We start from the raw sequence: 16673 nt of genomic DNA, 5'->3' as shown, positions 1-16673 counted from the left end.
CGAGGAAGACGGCTCAGCTCATCGCGAACGCCAAGGACATCTACTACCCCGGCGCGCCGCACGGCATCACGTCCACGCTCCAGGACCAGGTCAACCAAGATCTGCTCGCGTTCCTGCGGAGTTGACCGAGGCGACATAGCTTGGGGTTCCACTGAGTTGGCCAGACTGGCCCCTACCCTCCCCTCGACGACTCGCTTACAAGCTGGTGCGGCACATCCGTCCCCGTCTGGGAGTGGCCGTCAGCTCGGAGCAGCGTCCATGCCTGGTCTCGCTCGTGCGTCGGCGTCCGGGGCGGTCGCTGTCAGCGTTGCTGTGACAGCGGCTCCGCCACCATCGCCAGACGAAACCGATCCGGCGGGGGAGCCGAACGACGTTGTCATCGATTGCTTTCGGGGCGTTGCTGCTCTATCGCTGCCTTGGCGTGCGTCAGGCGACGTCGCCTTCGCCGGCGCGGATTGCTGCGGCCTGGTGCCGGGCAAGCGTCCGCATGCGGCCGAACAGGTCGATGAGCAGCCGCAGCTACCGGCTACTGGCACGTGGCTGGCACGTTCGGACCCGACCACCCCGAGCCTGGCCGCCGGCGACAACCTCGCCTACTGGCGGGCGGAGAAAGGCTGATGATCGAGGACTGCCGTTCCTCGTCCACCCCAGCGCATCCGCTGTGGATTCAGTAGGGATGAACACGTCGCGGCGAGCCTCTCAAGCCGTTGCCGCACAACCGGAAGCTCGTCAGAGGTCACCTTAGGTAATCACCTCCAACCGTGCGGTAACCGCACTGGAATGTCACTGGAAGGGCATTCCGGCCTCATAGCTTTGTGTCACCAAGGCGGCGAAAGCGTTCACCGCCGCCCTATTGCATCACCTCAGCCGGGACGTGATCCTCGCACGATCATCAACCTGGTTGATCTTCCCTTGTCATCAGGAGGCTTTGCCCAAGTGAGCACCATCGTCCTCATCCACGGCCTCTGGCTCACCCCACGCAGCTGGGAACACTGGGTCCCGTACTACGAGAGCAAGGGCCACCGGGTGCTTACGCCCGCGTACCCGGGCTTCGACGTCGAGGTGGAGGCGCTGCGCGCCGACCCGACACCGATCGCCACGATCACCGTGCCAGAGACCATCGCCCACCTGGAGAAGGTCATCACCAGCCTGGACGAGAAACCGATCCTCATTGGGCACTCGTTCGGCGGAACCTTCACCCAGCTGCTGCTCGACCGCGGGCACGGCGCCGCCGGTGTCGTCATCGACTCCGCGCCGCCGGAAGGCATCCGGGTCACGCCCTCGTCGCAGATCAAGTCGCTGTTCCCGATCCTCAACAACCCGGCCAAGCGCCACCAGGCCGCGGGTTTCACACCGGAACAGTGGCACTACGCGTTTACCAACACCCTGTCGGCCGAGGACTCGAAGGCCGCCTACGACCGGTACGCCATCCCGGCGCCCGGCAGCTGGGTGTGGCACGGTTTGCTGGACAATCTCAAGCCCGGTAAGCAGGAGACCGGGGTCGACTTCCACAACGCCGACCGGGCGCCGCTGCTGTTCATCGCCGGAGGCTCCGACCACACCATGCCGCCGTCGGTGAACAAGTCCAACGCCCAGCACTACAAGGGCGAAGGCACGATCACCGACTACATCGAGTTCCCCGGCCGATCGCACTGGACCTGCGCCGAGCCCGGCTGGGAACAGATCGCCGACACGGCACTCGACTGGGCGCTCCGGCACGCCCGGTGAGGCCCGGCTGACCCACATCGGCGGGCCGACCGTGCTGATCGAGGCGGCCGGGTGGCGCCTGCTCACCGACCCCACCTTCGATCCGCCCGGACGCCGCTACTCGTTCGGCTGGGGCACGGCCTTCCGCAAGGAGGCCGGCCCCGCCGTCCAGCCGTCGGCACTCGGACCGCTCGACGCGGTACTTCTCAGTCACGACCATCACGCCGACAACCTCGACGACGCGGGCCGGGCAATCCTGCCCGCGAGATCGCCTCCGCGATGGACCGCCGGAAGTCGGAACCGTTGGCGTTGGTCTCGCTGTCGCTGGTCCGGCGGGCGCGCTAGGGGTCGACCTCGTGCGCCGCCTCGAGGAACAGCCGCGCCTCGTCGGGGCTCTCCAGGATGTCCCGCTCCACCCGGGGACCCTCGGGCAGCGGCAGCCCGTCCATCGGGTTGTACGTCCGCACGGCGGGCTCTTCGTCCTCGCCGGGCCGGCACGCCGCCTTGAAGATCGGCAACACGCTCTCGCCCCTGATGTTGGCGATCGTCTTCGCCGACAGCCCGGTGTCGCACAGGCCCTGCTGCCACTCGCGCATCTCCCGCCGGGTGATCTCGGCGATCGGCCGGTCACCCAGCCGCGGGTAGACGTGCTTCTCCAGGCGCTCCCGGTACTTCGCACCGTCTCCGGCTGCGGCTTCACCAGGGTGGCCAGCCACTGCTCGGCGTACGCACGGAACGTCAGCTTCTCCTCGACCGGCTCCGGCGCCGGGGCGGCGACGCCGGCCGGGAGCAGGGCGGTGAACCCTTGCTCGACCAGCTGCTCCGGCGCCGGCATCCGCTCGCCGGCGGCCTCGACGAGCGTCCTGAAGCGCTTCGCGTCGGCCTGGTAGTCGAACGTCCGGCTGACCCGCTGGCCGTCGCGGCCGCCGCCGTCGCGCCACTACACCCGCCAGCGGATCGTCTTCCCGCCGTTCGTCGTCCTTCAATCCAGCCCTGCCACAGTTCCTCCACGTGAACCTGACGGCCTCGAACCCCGCGTCTGCGGGCTCTGCCGCCGAGCGCACCTATATGCGCAACAGTGGGACCGCAACCGTCCTGCCGGGCCGGTTCAAGATCGCGCCGCTGATTGTTCCCGACGACGCTCGTCCAGGCCCGTGCTCCCACGGTGCTCCCTCGGCGGCAGCAGCCCGAGAAACGACTAAGGCCGCTGACCTGAGTAATGCCAGGTCAACGGCCTTTTGTACGAGTTCTTGATCTGGTGTCCGAGGGGCGACACGACCATCACCCCACCGCCGATGACGATCGGCGCGACCTTGAAGCTCGCACAACCCTAGCCGGTGCGGGTTGGTGGCGGCGTGGCTGGCCTGCCCATGGTCGCCCCGAGTTCGGCGTGGCTGGAGATGCAAGGTTCGGTAGACCCGGGCGAGGTTGGCCTCGACGGTCTTTGGGCTGATGAGCCGACGCGGGATGCGTCAAAGGCCGTGCGGTGCGTACAGTTCCGGGTCGGACTTGGGGTGGGCCGGGTAGATCCGGCGCAGGGAACGGGATGAGACAGCGGCGGCATGACGACGGACAACATTACGGAAAACAGTCAATACGGCATTGACCGCAGCCGACTGGAGACCTGTCTCAGCGTCTTTGAGGCGTTGGAGGACCTGCCTCCCGATCACCCCGACGTGGTGCGGGTGCAACGGGCCACCGCGAAGCTCTACAAGGTGATCAAGCAGCGGCGACGCGAGGAACGGCGGGACGCCATCGCGGCGGCCGACCGCGCGGTGACGGCGGCCACCGCCACCGGCGCCCCTGGCCGGATCGACGACGAGACCCAGGGCATCCCGCTCGCCTCCCCCACCGTCGGTACCACGGCCGGCTTCCTGCACAATCCGCGCGGCTGCTACGTCTGCAAGCAGCGCTACCGCGAGGTGGACGCCTTCTATCATCAGCTCTGCCCGCCCTGCGCCGCGCTCAACCGGGAGCGCCGGAACGCCCGCACCGATTTGACCGGCCGGCGAGCGCTGCTCACCGGCGGCCGGGCGAAAATCGGCATGTACATCGCGCTGCGGCTGCTGCGCGACGGCGCGCACACCACGGTGACCACGCGGTTTCCGCACGACGCGGTCCGCCGATTCGCCGCGATGCCCGACAGCGCGGACTGGCTGCACCGCCTGCGGATCGTCGGGATCGACCTGCGCGACCCCGCCCAGGTGATCGCCCTCGCTGACTCGGTCAGTGGCCAGGGGCCACTCGACATCCTGATCAACAACGCGGCGCAGACCGTCCGCCGCACTCCCGGGGCGTACGCGCAGCTTGTCGCCGCGGAGGCGGCGGCCCTGCCGGACGGCCCGCTGCCGGAGATGATCACGTTCGCCAAACCGGCCGGCCGGAGCGACCGGGCGGGCAGCCTGACCGCCCCGCCGCAGCCGGCGATCACCCCGCACGCGCTCACCGCGCTGGCGCTGACCAGCGGCTCCGCCTCGCCGGAACGGATCGCGGCAGCCACCGCCATCGACGCCGGCGGTCTGGTGCCGGACCTCGACCCTGTCAACAGCTGGGTGCAGCGGGTGCACGAGGTGAACCCGGTCGAACTGCTCGAAGTGCAGCTGTGCAACGTGACCGCGCCGTTCGTGCTGGTCAGCCGGCTGCGACCGGCGATGGCCGCAGCGACCGCCCGCCGCAAGTACGTGGTGAACGTGTCAGCGATGGAGGGCCAGTTCGCCCGCGGCTACAAGGGGCCGGGGCACCCGCACACCAACATGGCCAAGGCCGCGCTGAACATGCTGACCCGGACCAGCGCCCAGGAGATGCTGGCCGACGGCATCCTCATGACCAGCGTCGACACCGGCTGGATCACCGACGAGCGGCCCCACCCGACCAAGATGCGGCTGGCGGACGCCGGCTTTCACGCCCCGCTGGACCTGGTCGACGGCGCGGCCCGGGTCTACGACCCGATCGTCCGCGGCGAACAGGGCGAAGACCTGTACGGCTGCTTCCTGAAGGACTACGCGCCCTGCGCCTGGTGATCAGCGCGCCCACCCCGCCGCCGGCCGCCGGGCTCAGGCCGTCACGGTCAGCACCGTCGCCCCGTCCACCACAGGTTCAAGCTGCGGTGACTGCCGCGATGGAGTCGTTCTTCGCCCTGCCGCAGAAGAACGTCCTCGCTCGGCAAAGCTGGGCAACCCGCCAGGAGTTGCACCCGGCGATCGTGACCTGGACTGATCGGACCAATAATCATCGCCGCCGGCCTGGGCGCTGACCATCGAACGCGTAGCGAAGAACCCCGAGGGCCTGGATCTCGCGGGACTGCTCGACGTCATCGAGGCGGAGATGAAGGACGCCCCGGATCGCCTGCGGTGGGCGATGAACCACTGCCTGGCTCAGATCGGGATCGAGCACGCCGAACACCGTGCCCGTGCAATCGACATCGGCGAGCGCCTGGAGGTGCTCAAGGACTCTCCGACTCCCCCGGACTGCACGTCTCCGTTCGCGCCCATCTGGATCACCGAGATGGTGCGCCGACAGCACGACAAGTAGGAAGGTCCGCGCTCACACTCGTGCCGCTACTCCCCAGAAGCGGCACCCGACACGAGCCGGCCGTGAGGGCGTTCCTGATCTGGCAGACCATCACGAGCTGCCCCCCGCTGTAGTGCTGGCCTTGCACCTCAGACGGTCGGAGCACGTCGCGCCCAGACGCCTGGACTCTTCGAGTCACACCTGTCGGCGTTTCGCCCGGGCTTGCTGGCATATGTCCTACCGTGAGGGCCGGGACATGAGGGGGTTGTCATGCGGATCCGGGACGCGGTCGTCGTGATCACTGGAGCTTCAAGCGGGATCGGACGAGCCACCGCACTGGCCTTCGCCGACAAGGGCGCGGCGGTGGTGCTTGCCGCGCGGCGCGAGGATGCCCTGGCGGAGGTCGCCGCTGAGTGCGCGCAGCGCGGCGCTCAGGCGTTGGTCGTACCGACCGACGTCACGGATCCGGTCGCGGTGGAAGCGCTGGGCCGGCGGGCGGCGGAGCGGTTCGGCCGCATCGACGTGTGGGTCAACAACGCCGCGGTTACCGTCTTCGGCCCTTTCCAGGAGACGCCGCTGCAGGACATCCGGCGGGTGCTGGACGTGAACGTCATGGGATACGTGCACGGGGCACGCACCGCGCTGCCGTACCTGCGTGAGCAGGGCCAGGGCGTGTTGGTGAACGTCTCGTCGATCGTCGGGGTGGTGTCACAGCCCTACACCCACGCGTACGTCATGGCCAAGTTCGCGATCCGGGCGCTGAGCGCCAGCCTTCGACAGGAGCTACGGCTGACCGGGCCGCGCGGGGTGCACGTCTGCGCCGTCCTACCGGCGACCATCGACACCCCGCTGTTCCAGCACGGGGCCAACTACACCGGTCGCAAGGCGGTTGCGATGCCGCCGGTGTATCCGCCGGAGCGCGTTGCCCGTGCCATCGTCAACCTGGTCCGCAGCCCACGGCGAGAGGTCATCGTCGGGCCGGCAGGGCGGATGATGGTGATGCAATCGAAGCTGACGCCCGGACTGATAGAACGCATGCTGGCCCGGCAGGTCGACAAGGCGCATCTGTCGCGCGACGAGCCGGCCCCGGCGACCTCCGGCAATGTTTTCTCACCCGCGCCGGGCGCCGGTTCAGTCGACGGCGGCTGGGGCGGTCGCCGGCGTACGGCGACGCGACGCCTGGTCACGGCCGCCCTCCTTACGACGGCCGCTGTGGCGGGTGCCCGCCGATGGCGGCGATGAGCGGCTGGAACCTCCCGAGCTGGCAGCGGCGGCCGGCACCCGGATGCATGCGGCAACACTCGGCCCGCCGGGCTTCCCGAGGTGGTGTGCGTGCCCGGGCTGGGCTGCTCGCACCGGTACTTCCTGCCGTTGTCGCGCCGGCTGGCGCCGCAGGCGCGGGTCGTCGCGGTCGACCTGCCCGGCTTCGGCCGTACGCGCGGCCCACGGCAGCCGCTCGACATGCGCGGCCTGTCCGAGGCGCTCGCCGACTGGCTGGTCGCGACGGGCCACCCCGGGACACCGTTGGTAGCCAACTCGACCGGCTGCCAGGGCGTGGTTGACCTCGCCTGGCACTCACCGCAGCTTCTGGGGCCAGTTGTCCTCGTCGGTCCTACCATGGACGGCCGGGCACGTTCTGCTGGGCGGCAGATCCTGCGATTGATCCGCGACGCCGGCCGGGAACGGCCGGCGTTGGGCCTGGCCCTCGCCCGTGACTACCTCGAGCTTGCCTCACCACCTCGTAGCTGTAACGGCGGGTGACAAACAGGCGCTGTCCCTAGGAGATGGCCGTGGTGCAACGCCATCTCTTCGGCCGGACGAGACCGTTGTCCCAGACCTCCCTGTGGTCTCGTCCTGCCCTCCCCATGTCCCGATCCGCAACTGCATCCCCTGACGTTGCTGGAGGCCCTGTGATCGTCGAATCGACCACCCGCACCCCGCCGTCCCGCTGGCCGGTCAACAACAGCCGGCCGGCGCCTGCCTGGTGGAGCCAGCCAACCCGTCCCCAGCAGCACATACCGCAGCGGCCGCACAACTGGCTTCCGTACGTCGTGTTGGGCGCCACCGCCCTGGTGATCGGAAGCCTCGCCACGATCGTGGTCGTCCTGGCTCGATAGCCAACCCTGGCCCCAGCCGACAGCGCGCTGGATGCATATGACGGCAGCCGCGCTGCCAGGCGAATAGACAACCCCTGCCACTCGTCGACCTGATGGTTCGCCTGCATAGGTCGGTCCCGCTACTGCCCGGGCTGATCGGTCAGGACCTTGCAGTCGCTGCCCGCTGCCGCGAGTAGCGCGGCCGCGCGCACTGAGTCCGGGCCAGTCTGCCGCCGCACGCCGTGCCGCGCCAGCGCCCGAGCAACAGCGATCTGCGACGTGCTGGAACTGTGGACAGCCTCTGTTTCACGAGTGGTGGTGGGGCTGGATGCACGAAGGCGATCGCTACCTGTGTGAGGACGCTGCCACGGGTGAGTTGCTGTGCCAACCGGCTTCGCCCACCCAATCCCTTGTGGCAACTGCAGGGCCAGGGCAACAGACAGCTACGGGGCGTTCGTTCGCCATCTACGGCAGGACGAGGCGTGGCAGCAGGGCGTCTCTGTTCTCGCGGTCTGCGCCACATCGGGCGGGCGGCGGTGCCGCTGCGAAGCGCGAAGGTGTCGCGGCGCCTTCCCGTCGACGATGCCTATACCCGCGTTGGCGCGCCGGCCGCTGTCCCTCCAGCGGTAGCGGCGAGCCATCACCGTCATCAGCTCGTACGGATTGCCCGGCCTCAGGTGTCGCCTGGCGGTGATCAGCTGCATTCACTGTTGCGTTTCGCGCATGATCATCGATCTACAGATGAAGCGCCGTTGCATCCTGAGGAGAGGTCTCATGTCGATCAAGCAGTTACTCGCCGGTACCACGCTGGCCACTGCCCTCGTGGCCGTCGCCGCGACGCCCGCCCAGGCGGCTGGCAATGATCCGTTGTACGACAAGCAGTGGGGCCTGCGGCAGGTCCACGCCGAACAGGCCTGGGCGACCAGCACGGGAGCCGGTGTGGTGATCGCGGTTGTCGACACCGGCGTCGACCTCAACCACCCGGATCTGACATCCAAGCTCGTTCCCGGCGCCACCTTCGTCGACTGCGGTGCGACTTCCTGCGGCAACGGCGACTGGCGGGGCCCCAACGGCAAGCCCGACGCCAGCGACGAGCACGGCACCCATGTTGCGGGCATCGCGGCCGCGGCCACCGGCAACGGGGTCGGTATCGCGGGTGTTGCCCCCGACGCGAAGATCATGCCGATCAAGGTGCTGGAGGCGGGCAGTGGCAGCTTCGCTGACATCGCCGCGGGTATCCGCTACGCAGCCGACCACGGCGCGAAGGTGATCAACCTCAGTCTCGGCGCGCTGCCGGGTTCCCAGGCGCTCACCCTCACTGGGCTGGAGTCGGCCGCGACGCAGGCGATCACCTACGCGCAGGCGAAGGGCGTGGCCGTCATCGCCGCCGCCGGCAACGAGACGGCACCGCTCTGCGACACCCCAGCGTGGGAAGCCGGCGCCCTCTGCGTCGCCGCCACGGACCGCAACGAGGTGAAGGCGTGGTACTCCAACCTCGGCGTGAAAGCTGACCTCAGGGCGATCGCCGCCCCCGGCGGTGCTGGCCTCGTCAACTGCGACGACGACGTGTGGTCCAGCGTCCCGCTAGGTACCGGCTCGGACACCTGCGGACAGGGCGACTACGACGCCTACGCCGGCACGTCGATGGCCACGCCCTACGTGTCGGGGGTGGCAGCCCTGCTCTTCGCCCAGCAGCGCAGCCTCGACAACGTGTACTCGGTACTGATGTCGACCGCTCGCACCCCGCTCGGCCTGCGTGGTGTCTACACGCCGATCTACGGCTGGGGAATCGTCGATGCCCAAGCCGCCGTGGCGGCGCCCAGAGCCTGAGGCCGACCAGGGCGTCCGGCTGCCACGAAGGTGCGCAACCCCGGCTCGGAGAACGTCCTGAGCTGGGCCTCTCGCGGGAAAGATGGCGACCTCGCTGCGGGCTGCGCTGGGAGCACCGCCCGCTCTGGTAGGCGGACATGTGCAGGCGGCACAGCAGAACGGGCTATGGGAGAAAGACGCCCCGACCGGCGACGGCCCTCCGTCTCGTTGCGCGCGTTGGCGGCTTTCCGTAACAGCACCCTGGCCCTCGACGCCTGTTCATTAAGACTCCGCGGTGCGCGACCTCGGTGCGGGCGGGATCCCCTTCCCCCGGGGTCCCGCCCGCTTTCGGCCGAACAGCGCCTACGCCCCTGTGATGGCGTTGGGCGCGCAGGCCGGATGCCTGAAGGTGGCACTCGGTGCAGCCGGCAACCGGCACTCTCGCTGACACCGTCAGTTCGATGACCGGATGCCACACCTCACCACGACCCGCCCGCCGCGCCTCCGACGACTAGTCAGGCGCTAGCGACTGGGGGTTTGACCCATGACCCCGTAAATCCCCTAACGCCGGACGGCATCCGCGCCCTAACCCGGCGAGATAAGCCGGGGGTGCACCCCCGATGCCTGATACCGCTGTTTCGTCCTACCGTCGAGCGCGGGTCCGGACGATCTTGTCCGGACCACGTCCTAACAACACCCATCGAGGAGACCGGCAACATGAGTGCAAGCGCCAGCACCACATCGACCGCCGACGTGAACTCGACCTCTGCCGCCGACTGGACCGACAACAGCGAGGTAAGTGCCGACACGACCACGACCACCAGCGTCGATTCCACCGCCAGTGCGGGATCGACCGCCGACATGGGCGTAAGCGCTGGGACGGCCTCGCCGCAGAGCCTGCAGGACTTCGTCTTCGGACTACTCACGAACGTCGACGCCCGAGCGGCGTACGAGGCGGACCCGCAAGCCGCGCTGGCCAACGCTGGCCTCCACGACGTGACCCCGGCCGACGTGCAGGACACCGTTCCAATGGTCGCCGACTACCTTCCTGTACAGGGTGTCACATCCTTGCTGGGCGGAGGCAGCCTCGGCGCAAGCGCGGGTGTCACCGTCGACGGGATTGGGCTCAGCGGCGTGACCGGCACCCTCGACAGCACCCTCGGCGGACTGCTCACCGGTGTGACTGGCGACGTGGGCGCCACGCTCGACGGCGTCAGCCTCAGCGGCGTGACCGGCACCCCGGACAGCACCGTCGGTGGTCTCGGCGTCAGCGGCGTGACCGGCGGCCTGGGCGGCACCGTGTACGGCGTCACCGCCCTGGCTGGCGGCGTGACCGGCGATCTCGACGGCACCCTGGACAGCACTGTTGGCGGTCTCGGCGTGACCGTCGACCCGGGTGAGACGGTGGATGGCGCCACGGGCCTGGCTGGCGATGTGACCGGTGACGTCGGCGGCACGTGGGACGGCACTGTCGGTGGTCTCGGCGTCGGCGGCGTGACCAGTGACCTGCGTGGGACGGTGGATGGCGCCACGGGCCTGGCTGGCGATGTGACCGGTGACGTCGGCGGCACGTGGGACGGCACTGTTGGTGGTCTCGGCGTCGGCGGCGTGACGGGCGATCTGGATGGCACGGTGCACGGCATTGGCAGCGTCGCGGGCGACGTCGATGTACACGGCGACGCCTACGCCAGCGTGGATGCCGGGCTCCTGGGGGCCTGACCCGGGGCCCGCTATGTGCTGGGCCTCTGTTTCATGCCAAGGCCGGGAACGGGTTCCATCGCGCGGTTCCTGACCTCCCGATTGGCTTTGTCGGCCGCCTTGAGTTGCGCCAGCGCCAACTGGGGCCTGCCCCGCTCGACCGGGGACCACAAGAGGCCCGTCCCCAAACCGGGACGGGCCTCTTGGCTCGCGGAGTTTCAGCCGACGCTCCGCACCACCTCGTCACCGCTGCCAATCAGCATGTTCGCGTCGGTTCGGACCTGCACGGTGCCGCAGCCGGCCGCTGGCTGGGGCGGCCTTGGCGGTGACCGAACTGGGCATGGTCCAGGAGGTGCCGCTGGGGCGCGGCGCGTTGCCGCCGGTCACCGCCACCGCGCTGAAGGCTGGCTTGGTGGGGGCGTCGATGTAGTTGTAGCTGGTGGAGCCGGAGTGCACGGAGAACCAGTCGACGTACCTTCTGGCGCTCGCCGCCGGGTTGGCGATCGTTACGAGTTCTCGGAGTCACCGCCGGGGCTCCGCGCGGGACGTCATCTAGTTGGCGAGCGGGACGTCTGGCCCGACGACGTGGCCGAGGACGAGGCGTGGCGAACACCCCCGAGGAGCCGATTCGCCCGGCGCATGGGCCGCCCCGCGACACAGGACGCACCAGACTGATGGTCGTGCATCGGCGCGGCGGGCGAAGAGGTTAGCGGCCATCCGCGGCGAGTGCCAGCAGGCCTTGCGCTTGCACGACGGAGACCGACAGGGTCTTGTAGCCTACGTCGTCGAAGAGCACGGTCATGCGGTCGTTTTCGTACCCGAGGACCATGCCTGATCCCCATTTGGCGTGCCGCACGATGCTGTGCAGTGGGTACGGCCCGTCTTCCGGGAGCACCTCTGAGGTGCCGCCGTGGCAGTTGTCGCAGTGCCCGCAGGGGCGGCTCAACTGCTCTCCGAAGTAGCCCAGCAGCGACTGCATCCGGCAGCCCTGGCTCTCGGCGAAGCGGCGCATCATGTCGGTACGCGAACGCTGCCCGGCCTGATAGCGGGCGTACTCGGCCAGCGCCTCCCGAGCCGCCTGGTCGGGCAAGGGGGCATACCGAGCGACGCTGAGCTCACCCTTGGGCCCCGTCGCTACCGCACCGACCTGCTCAAGCAGACTGATCTGGCTGGCGACCTTGCGCTGGCTCAGGCCGGTGACCTTTGCCAGAGCGGTGCGGGTGAGCGGGCCGCGATGCAGGGCGGCTGCGACGGCTCGCAGCTCTCCCAGTTCAGGCGCGCCGCCGTTGAAGAAGCGTTGCAAGGCAATGTCCTCGGCTCGGTGGAGCAGCAACGCCCGGGCCAACTCACCGTCGCGCCCGGCCCGCCCGATCTCCTGGAGGTAGCTGTCCGGTGAGTCGGGCAACGCCACGTGTGCTACCCAACGAATATTTCGCTTGTCGATGCCCATGCCGAAGGCCGAGGTGGCAACCATGATCGGCACCCGGTCGGCGAGGAAATCCTGGTGACGACGGCGACGCACCCCGGCCGCCATGCCGCCGTGGTAGGCCTGCGCGGGATAACCCGCGTCGGACAGCCGTTGCGCGAGGTCCTCGGCGGCACGCCGGGTCGGCACGTACACGATACCGGGCGGGTCGGCCTCCTTGAGCAGGGTAAGCAGCCTCCGCCAGCGGTAGTCCTCGCTGGGACAATGCACGGCGGCGACGAATAGGTTCGGACGGTCTAATCCGGATAGAACCAGCCGCGGCTTACGCATGCCGAGCCGCGCGGTGATTTCCTCGCGCACCGGCGGCGAGGCCGTGGCGGTCAGCGCCACCACCGGCGGGCGGCCCAGGCCGCGGATAAGGTGACCGAGAGTGAGGTAGTCAGGGCGGAAATCGTGGCCCCACGACGAGATGCAGTGCGCCTCGTCAACCGCCACCAGCGCCGGACGCAGCGCGCGGACCTCGGCCAGCCGCTCCGGCGAACTGAGCTGCTCCGGCGTGATGAACAGGAACTTCGCAGCACCCGAGCGCAGCTCGGCCAGCGCCGCCGCCTGCTTGCTCGGGCTCTCCGCTGAGCTGATCCGAACCGCCCGCAGCGCCGGATCGTCCCGGTCGTTGAGGTTGCCGATTTGATCCTGCTGCAATGCCAGCAGCGGTGAGATCACCACCGTGGGGCCGCGCAGCAGCGTGGCGGGGACCTGATACACAGCAGACTTCCCGCCCCCGGTGGGCAGCACGACCAGCGCGTCGCGGCCGGCCAGTAGCGTGCGCATCGCGCGCATCTGGGTGGGGCGCAGCTTCTGCCAGCCGAAATGCCTACGGGCGGCGCGGCGTAGCCGCAGGGAGCGAAGAAGAAACATCATCGCCGGGCATGCTAACCAACCACACACGGACCTGGACCATCCCAGGGTCTGTCGTACGCCCTCGTCCTCGGCCAACGCGCCACCTCGCCCGCGCTTCGCGAGGGCATCCGGGCCGGCAGCCGGCTCAGCGCATCGCAGATGGGCCAGTCCCCTGTTGGGGATTCCACAGCATCCGGGGAACCCAAAGCCACGCCAGCTTGCCTGCACGCGCTACGACGTTCAGCGAAATGATCATCGCGAGGCCCACGCCGGCGCCGAGTACTGCACCGAAGCCGGGTGATCCGTCGGCTGGTGCGTCGCCGGTGATGGCCAAAACAAGGTTCTGAACTGCGACCGAGAGCAGCATGATCGTGCCGGCTACTCCTGCGGTCGTGACGATCGCTCGTCGCTGGGCGACACCGTCGAAGGTGCAGGCCCGGCACCTGCTGATGAGTCTCGACCAGCGCGCCGACGGGCTGCGGTTCCTGCTGCGCGACCGGGACGCAAAGTTCACCCCGGCGTTCGACACGGTGTTCACCGCCGCCGGTATCCACGTGCTCCGCACCACCACAGGCGCCGAGGGCGAACGCCTTCGCGGAACGCTGGATCGGCACGGTACGACGCGAATGCAGCGACCGGATGCTCATCGTCGCCGAACGGCACCTGTCGAGCGTCCTGACCGAGTACACCGCCCCACTACAGCGGCCACCGGCCACACCGATCGCTCGGCCAGCAACCACCGAACCCACCATCGCAGGTCGTCGACCTCACCGGCGCCCGCGTTCAACGACGCCCGATTCTGGGCGGGCTGATCAACGAATACACGCAGGCCGGGTAGCCAAAACCCGATTTACGAGCCCCACAGGCACCGCATCGACGCCGACGAGCCGACCGGCGGCATCTTCTACCGCGACCCGGGCACCGTCCACATGCTCACCAGTGTGGGCGACACCACGCACATCGCGCGTCTGGTCGAACCCAAGTAACCGCTGGCACGGCGGTCCGACGTGGAATCCGGCATTCCGGCGGAAACCGGCGCACCGAGTGCGTAACGTGCCGGACATGGTCTTTCGCACTTGGCGTAACCTGTTGCTCACAGCGCTCGGGATGGGCGTGCTCGCCGGTGCCGGTCAGCTCGGCATCGCGTTCGGCTTCGGCATCGTCCAGCTCACCGGCGCCTCCACCGGCGCCACCGTCAACCAGTGGCCTGCCCAGCTCGTCTGGGTGGGCTGGTTCGCGGCACACGCCGCCGTAGCCGGCACCGTCGTCACCGCACGCCTGGCCCGCCGGTACGGGGTGCTGGGCAGCCCGGGCAGATTGATGGCCGTCGCCGCCGCCGCCGCGCTGGGCGCCACCGTCGTGGCGCCGCTCTGCGTCCGGCCGGTCCAGGCCGCCGAGCGCTTCTCGGTGGACCCGATCTGGGCCGTTGGCATCTGCGCGACCCTCGGCGCGCTGGTCGGCGCGGGTGCCGCGATCGCCGTACTGGTGAAGCCGCCGCTGGGCTGGAACATGGCGGCGGTGGGCGGCGTGGTCTGGCTGCTGGCGCTCGTCTCGGTCGTCCCGTCGCTCGCAACCGCCGGACCGTTGCCCGCCGTACGGCTCGGTGTGCTGGAGCCGGCCGGGCTCGACGCCGACGCGGCACACCGGCAGGCGATCCTGATTCTGCCGGCGGTGGCCCTGCTCATCGGCGCGGCGACCGGCGGGCTGGCCCGCTGGCGCGGGCATCCGGCGCTGGTCAACGGCGCGACCGGCACGGTCGGCACGGTGCTGGTCGCGTTCGCCTACCTGACCGCCGGTCCCGGCGACGCCGTCGACCGGTACCAGATCACGCCGTACTACGGCGCGCTGCTCGCCGTCGCCGCCGGTGTGCTCGGTTCGGCCGCCGCCGCGTTGTTCCGCTGGCCGCTCCTGCCGCGCGCCGCCGAAGCGCGGGTCGTCGAGCCGACCGACATCCTCCGTCCGCTGTCCGGCCCCGCCGTGCCGCAGGCCATGACGCCGGCCGCTGGTGGTACGACCGACGAGCCGGAGCCCGTCGACCTGGCCGGCACGGGGCCGGTCGCCGGCGCGACCGCAGCGAAGCTCCAGACCGCAGCCGAACCGCTGGGCTTCGGTGCGCCGGCTGGCGACCGGGACGCCAGCGCCGTACCGGCCGACTCCGCGACGCGGACCGCCGCACCGGCCGTTACCGCCGCATCGGCCGCACCCGCCGACCTCGCCAGACCGGCCGACCTCGACGACACCCCGGAGACATCGGAACCGGCCCCCGCGACGGCGGCCCACCTTCCCGCGGGACCCGGCGGGGACGGCTCCGGGACGGCGAAGGCGGAGGCCGACAACACCGAACCCGACGGGATGCCGCCCGACGGGGCACTCGTCGCCCCGGGGGCCCGCCGGATGGACCAGCCGCCGCAGACCGACCGGACGCGGGTTCAGGCGACCTGGCCGGTCGTTCCGGCGCGGCGGGTGCCGCCCTCGACCGAGCCCGCTCCGGGCGCCGAGGCGACCCACTCGGCCGGCACGCAAGAGAGGCCCGAACCGGCGCTCCCACCTCGGCACTGGCCGCCCCTGCCCGACCTGAACCGCGCCGCGAACTGGGACGCCCTCGCGACCGCCCAGCGCGCCGGGCCCCCGCCCACGACCGACGCCGCGCCGGCCGGCCCCGCCGGGACGGATCCGGTCGCCGCGGTCCCCGCGCCGGCCGCCCCGGCATCCGTCGTCGAGGCGGGACGGGCCAGCGGGCGGGCCAGCGGCCGGCTGGGCCTGTTCCGGCGCAACAACTCCCGGGCCGACGGGAACGGCGCGGGCACCCCGGCGGACGGCGAGCCGCTGCCGAGGCAGGACGCGGAGTTCGTCGACTGGGTGACCCGGCTGGGCAAGCCGGTGGCGGACAACGAGCCGGATCAGGAGAGCGGTCGCCGGTCACTCCGCGGGTAGTTCCACGGCACGATGATCAGCGCCACACCTAGCGGCTCGGGTTGCAGCCACGCGCTTCCCGGCCTCAACGCCAGCGGCACTGCGACGCGTTGAGGGCGCAGCCAGCGCCGGAGGCGCTGCCGAGTGCGCGCCACCTCACCGAGCACGTTCCCAGTCTCGGTGAGCCGGGCTTCGGTCGCGCTCTTGTGCAGGTGGTTCGAGGGAGCACGTTCGAGTCGGGGACCGTTCTGTTGAACCCCCTTTGACCCGGAGCCTTGCGCACGACCTCCCGCGTGGTACGGAGGATGCGCTGGCACCAGTCGACCAGCACGCCGGCGAAGCCCGCGTCGGCGTAGACGAACCGCACCGGGGTGAAAAGGTACGCCGACAGAAGGGCGGCCTTGGCTCCGTCGCGGTCCTGCACACTCGCTGCCATGACGCACACGACCTACGTAGAGGTCATCGCGTCGGACGCCGGCAACCAGAAGGTCCGCCTGCTGCCGGTCGGTGGACTGCTGGGCTAGTGCTCTGACCACAAACGTTGGCCGGGTTGGTTATGCGGCTCGGCTGGCGGGTTGGCCCCAGCGGCGGTGTCGTTCGCTGCGGACGCGGGC

General features: G+C 69.9%; 14 protein-coding genes and 2 pseudogenes. 12 read left to right on the top strand and 4 right to left on the bottom strand.

The genetic code is table 11. From position 1 onward, the window contains the following. Positions 1-936: 936 nt before the first annotated feature. Positions 937-1728, top strand: coding sequence for an alpha/beta hydrolase (locus M2302_RS32130; RefSeq protein ID WP_280841546.1), 792 nt, complete (start codon positions 937-939; stop codon positions 1726-1728). Between the two features lie 320 nt (positions 1729-2048). On the opposite strand, the gene M2302_RS32125 is transcribed toward M2302_RS32130, so the two are convergent. Beyond that, on the bottom strand, positions 2049-2423 hold the full coding sequence (locus M2302_RS32125; RefSeq protein WP_280841545.1) for a hypothetical protein: 375 nt from the start codon (positions 2421-2423) through the stop codon (positions 2049-2051). Positions 2424-3269: 846 nt separating this feature from the next. Between M2302_RS32125 and M2302_RS32120 the strand changes: the two genes are divergently transcribed. From M2302_RS32120 to M2302_RS32085, 8 genes and pseudogenes are all read left to right on the top strand, one after another. Further along, complete coding sequence (locus M2302_RS32120; RefSeq protein WP_280841544.1) at positions 3270-4727, top strand: SDR family oxidoreductase; 1458 nt, start codon at positions 3270-3272, stop codon at positions 4725-4727. A gap of 92 nt (positions 4728-4819) precedes the next feature. Continuing rightward, positions 4820-4948: pseudogene (locus M2302_RS32115) on the top strand (IS3 family transposase); the annotation flags it as partial. 8 nt (positions 4949-4956) lie between these two features. Next, the gene (locus M2302_RS32110) at positions 4957-5238 is read left to right on the top strand and encodes a hypothetical protein (protein WP_348529488.1); all 282 of its coding nucleotides are present in this window, start codon (positions 4957-4959) and stop codon (positions 5236-5238) included. Between the two features lie 249 nt (positions 5239-5487). After that, a complete protein-coding gene (locus M2302_RS32105) occupies positions 5488-6459 on the top strand; it encodes an SDR family oxidoreductase (RefSeq protein ID WP_280841543.1) in 972 nt (323 codons plus the stop codon). Positions 6460-6549: 90 nt separating this feature from the next. Further along, positions 6550-6978 carry an alpha/beta hydrolase gene (locus M2302_RS32100; protein ID WP_280841542.1) on the top strand — a complete coding sequence of 143 codons (429 nt, stop codon included), beginning with the start codon at positions 6550-6552 and terminating at the stop codon, positions 6976-6978. Between the two features lie 149 nt (positions 6979-7127). Next, on the top strand, positions 7128-7334 hold the full coding sequence (locus M2302_RS32095) for a hypothetical protein (RefSeq protein WP_280841541.1): 207 nt from the start codon (positions 7128-7130) through the stop codon (positions 7332-7334). 753 nt (positions 7335-8087) lie between these two features. Next, on the top strand, positions 8088-9143 hold the full coding sequence (locus M2302_RS32090; RefSeq protein ID WP_280841540.1) for a S8 family peptidase: 1056 nt from the start codon (positions 8088-8090) through the stop codon (positions 9141-9143). A 696-nt stretch (positions 9144-9839) separates the two neighbouring features. Beyond that, positions 9840-10841, top strand: a complete 1002-nt coding sequence (locus M2302_RS32085; RefSeq protein ID WP_280841539.1) for an IniB N-terminal domain-containing protein — start codon at positions 9840-9842, stop codon at positions 10839-10841. A gap of 222 nt (positions 10842-11063) precedes the next feature. Here M2302_RS32085 and M2302_RS32080 read toward each other — a convergent pair whose 3' ends face one another. The 3 genes from M2302_RS32080 to M2302_RS32070 form a co-directional block, all read right to left on the bottom strand. Further along, positions 11064-11276, bottom strand: coding sequence for a hypothetical protein (locus tag M2302_RS32080; protein WP_280841538.1), 213 nt, complete (start codon positions 11274-11276; stop codon positions 11064-11066). Positions 11277-11526: 250 nt separating this feature from the next. Continuing rightward, entirely contained in the window at positions 11527-13167 is a 1641-nt protein-coding gene (locus M2302_RS32075; protein WP_280841537.1) for a RecQ family ATP-dependent DNA helicase, read from the bottom strand. Between the two features lie 124 nt (positions 13168-13291). Next, positions 13292-13513: a hypothetical protein gene (locus M2302_RS32070; protein WP_280841536.1), complete on the bottom strand. Its 222-nt coding sequence runs from the start codon at positions 13511-13513 to the stop codon at positions 13292-13294. Here M2302_RS32070 and M2302_RS32065 point away from each other — a divergent pair. From M2302_RS32065 to M2302_RS32055, 3 genes and pseudogenes are all read left to right on the top strand, one after another. Next, positions 13512-13958: a hypothetical protein gene (locus tag M2302_RS32065; RefSeq protein ID WP_280841535.1), complete on the top strand. Its 447-nt coding sequence runs from the start codon at positions 13512-13514 to the stop codon at positions 13956-13958. The two genes, M2302_RS32070 and M2302_RS32065, sit on opposite strands and share 2 nt — an antisense overlap. Before the next feature lie 57 nt (positions 13959-14015). Beyond that, positions 14016-14132 (top strand): annotated as a pseudogene (locus M2302_RS32060) (cupin); the annotation flags it as partial. 76 nt (positions 14133-14208) lie between these two features. Then, a complete protein-coding gene (locus M2302_RS32055; protein ID WP_280841534.1) occupies positions 14209-16080 on the top strand; it encodes a hypothetical protein in 1872 nt (623 codons plus the stop codon). The last annotated feature ends 593 nt before the right edge of the window (positions 16081-16673 follow it).

The organism is Micromonospora sp. A200 (genome assembly GCF_029893845.1).
Classification (GTDB): domain Bacteria; phylum Actinomycetota; class Actinomycetes; order Mycobacteriales; family Micromonosporaceae; genus Micromonospora; species Micromonospora purpureochromogenes.
Note: the sequence above shows the minus strand (reverse complement) of the source record. Positions and strands in the feature narration are given on the sequence as shown.

What these genes read in the sequence shown, in the direction of transcription:
- M2302_RS32070 (WP_280841536.1), bottom strand. Translation starts at nt 13,513, where the DNA reads ATGCTGCTCTCGGTCGCAGTTCAGAACCTTGTTTTGGCCATCACCGGC.
- M2302_RS32055 (WP_280841534.1), top strand. Translation starts at nt 14,209, where the DNA reads ATGGTCTTTCGCACTTGGCGTAACCTGTTGCTCACAGCGCTCGGGATG.
- M2302_RS32085 (WP_280841539.1), top strand. Translation starts at nt 9,840, where the DNA reads ATGAGTGCAAGCGCCAGCACCACATCGACCGCCGACGTGAACTCGACC.
- M2302_RS32105 (WP_280841543.1), top strand. Translation starts at nt 5,488, where the DNA reads ATGCGGATCCGGGACGCGGTCGTCGTGATCACTGGAGCTTCAAGCGGG.
- M2302_RS32120 (WP_280841544.1), top strand. Translation starts at nt 3,270, where the DNA reads ATGACGACGGACAACATTACGGAAAACAGTCAATACGGCATTGACCGC.
- M2302_RS32090 (WP_280841540.1), top strand. Translation starts at nt 8,088, where the DNA reads ATGTCGATCAAGCAGTTACTCGCCGGTACCACGCTGGCCACTGCCCTC.
- M2302_RS32075 (WP_280841537.1), bottom strand. Translation starts at nt 13,167, where the DNA reads ATGATGTTTCTTCTTCGCTCCCTGCGGCTACGCCGCGCCGCCCGTAGG.
- M2302_RS32065 (WP_280841535.1), top strand. Translation starts at nt 13,512, where the DNA reads ATGATCGTGCCGGCTACTCCTGCGGTCGTGACGATCGCTCGTCGCTGG.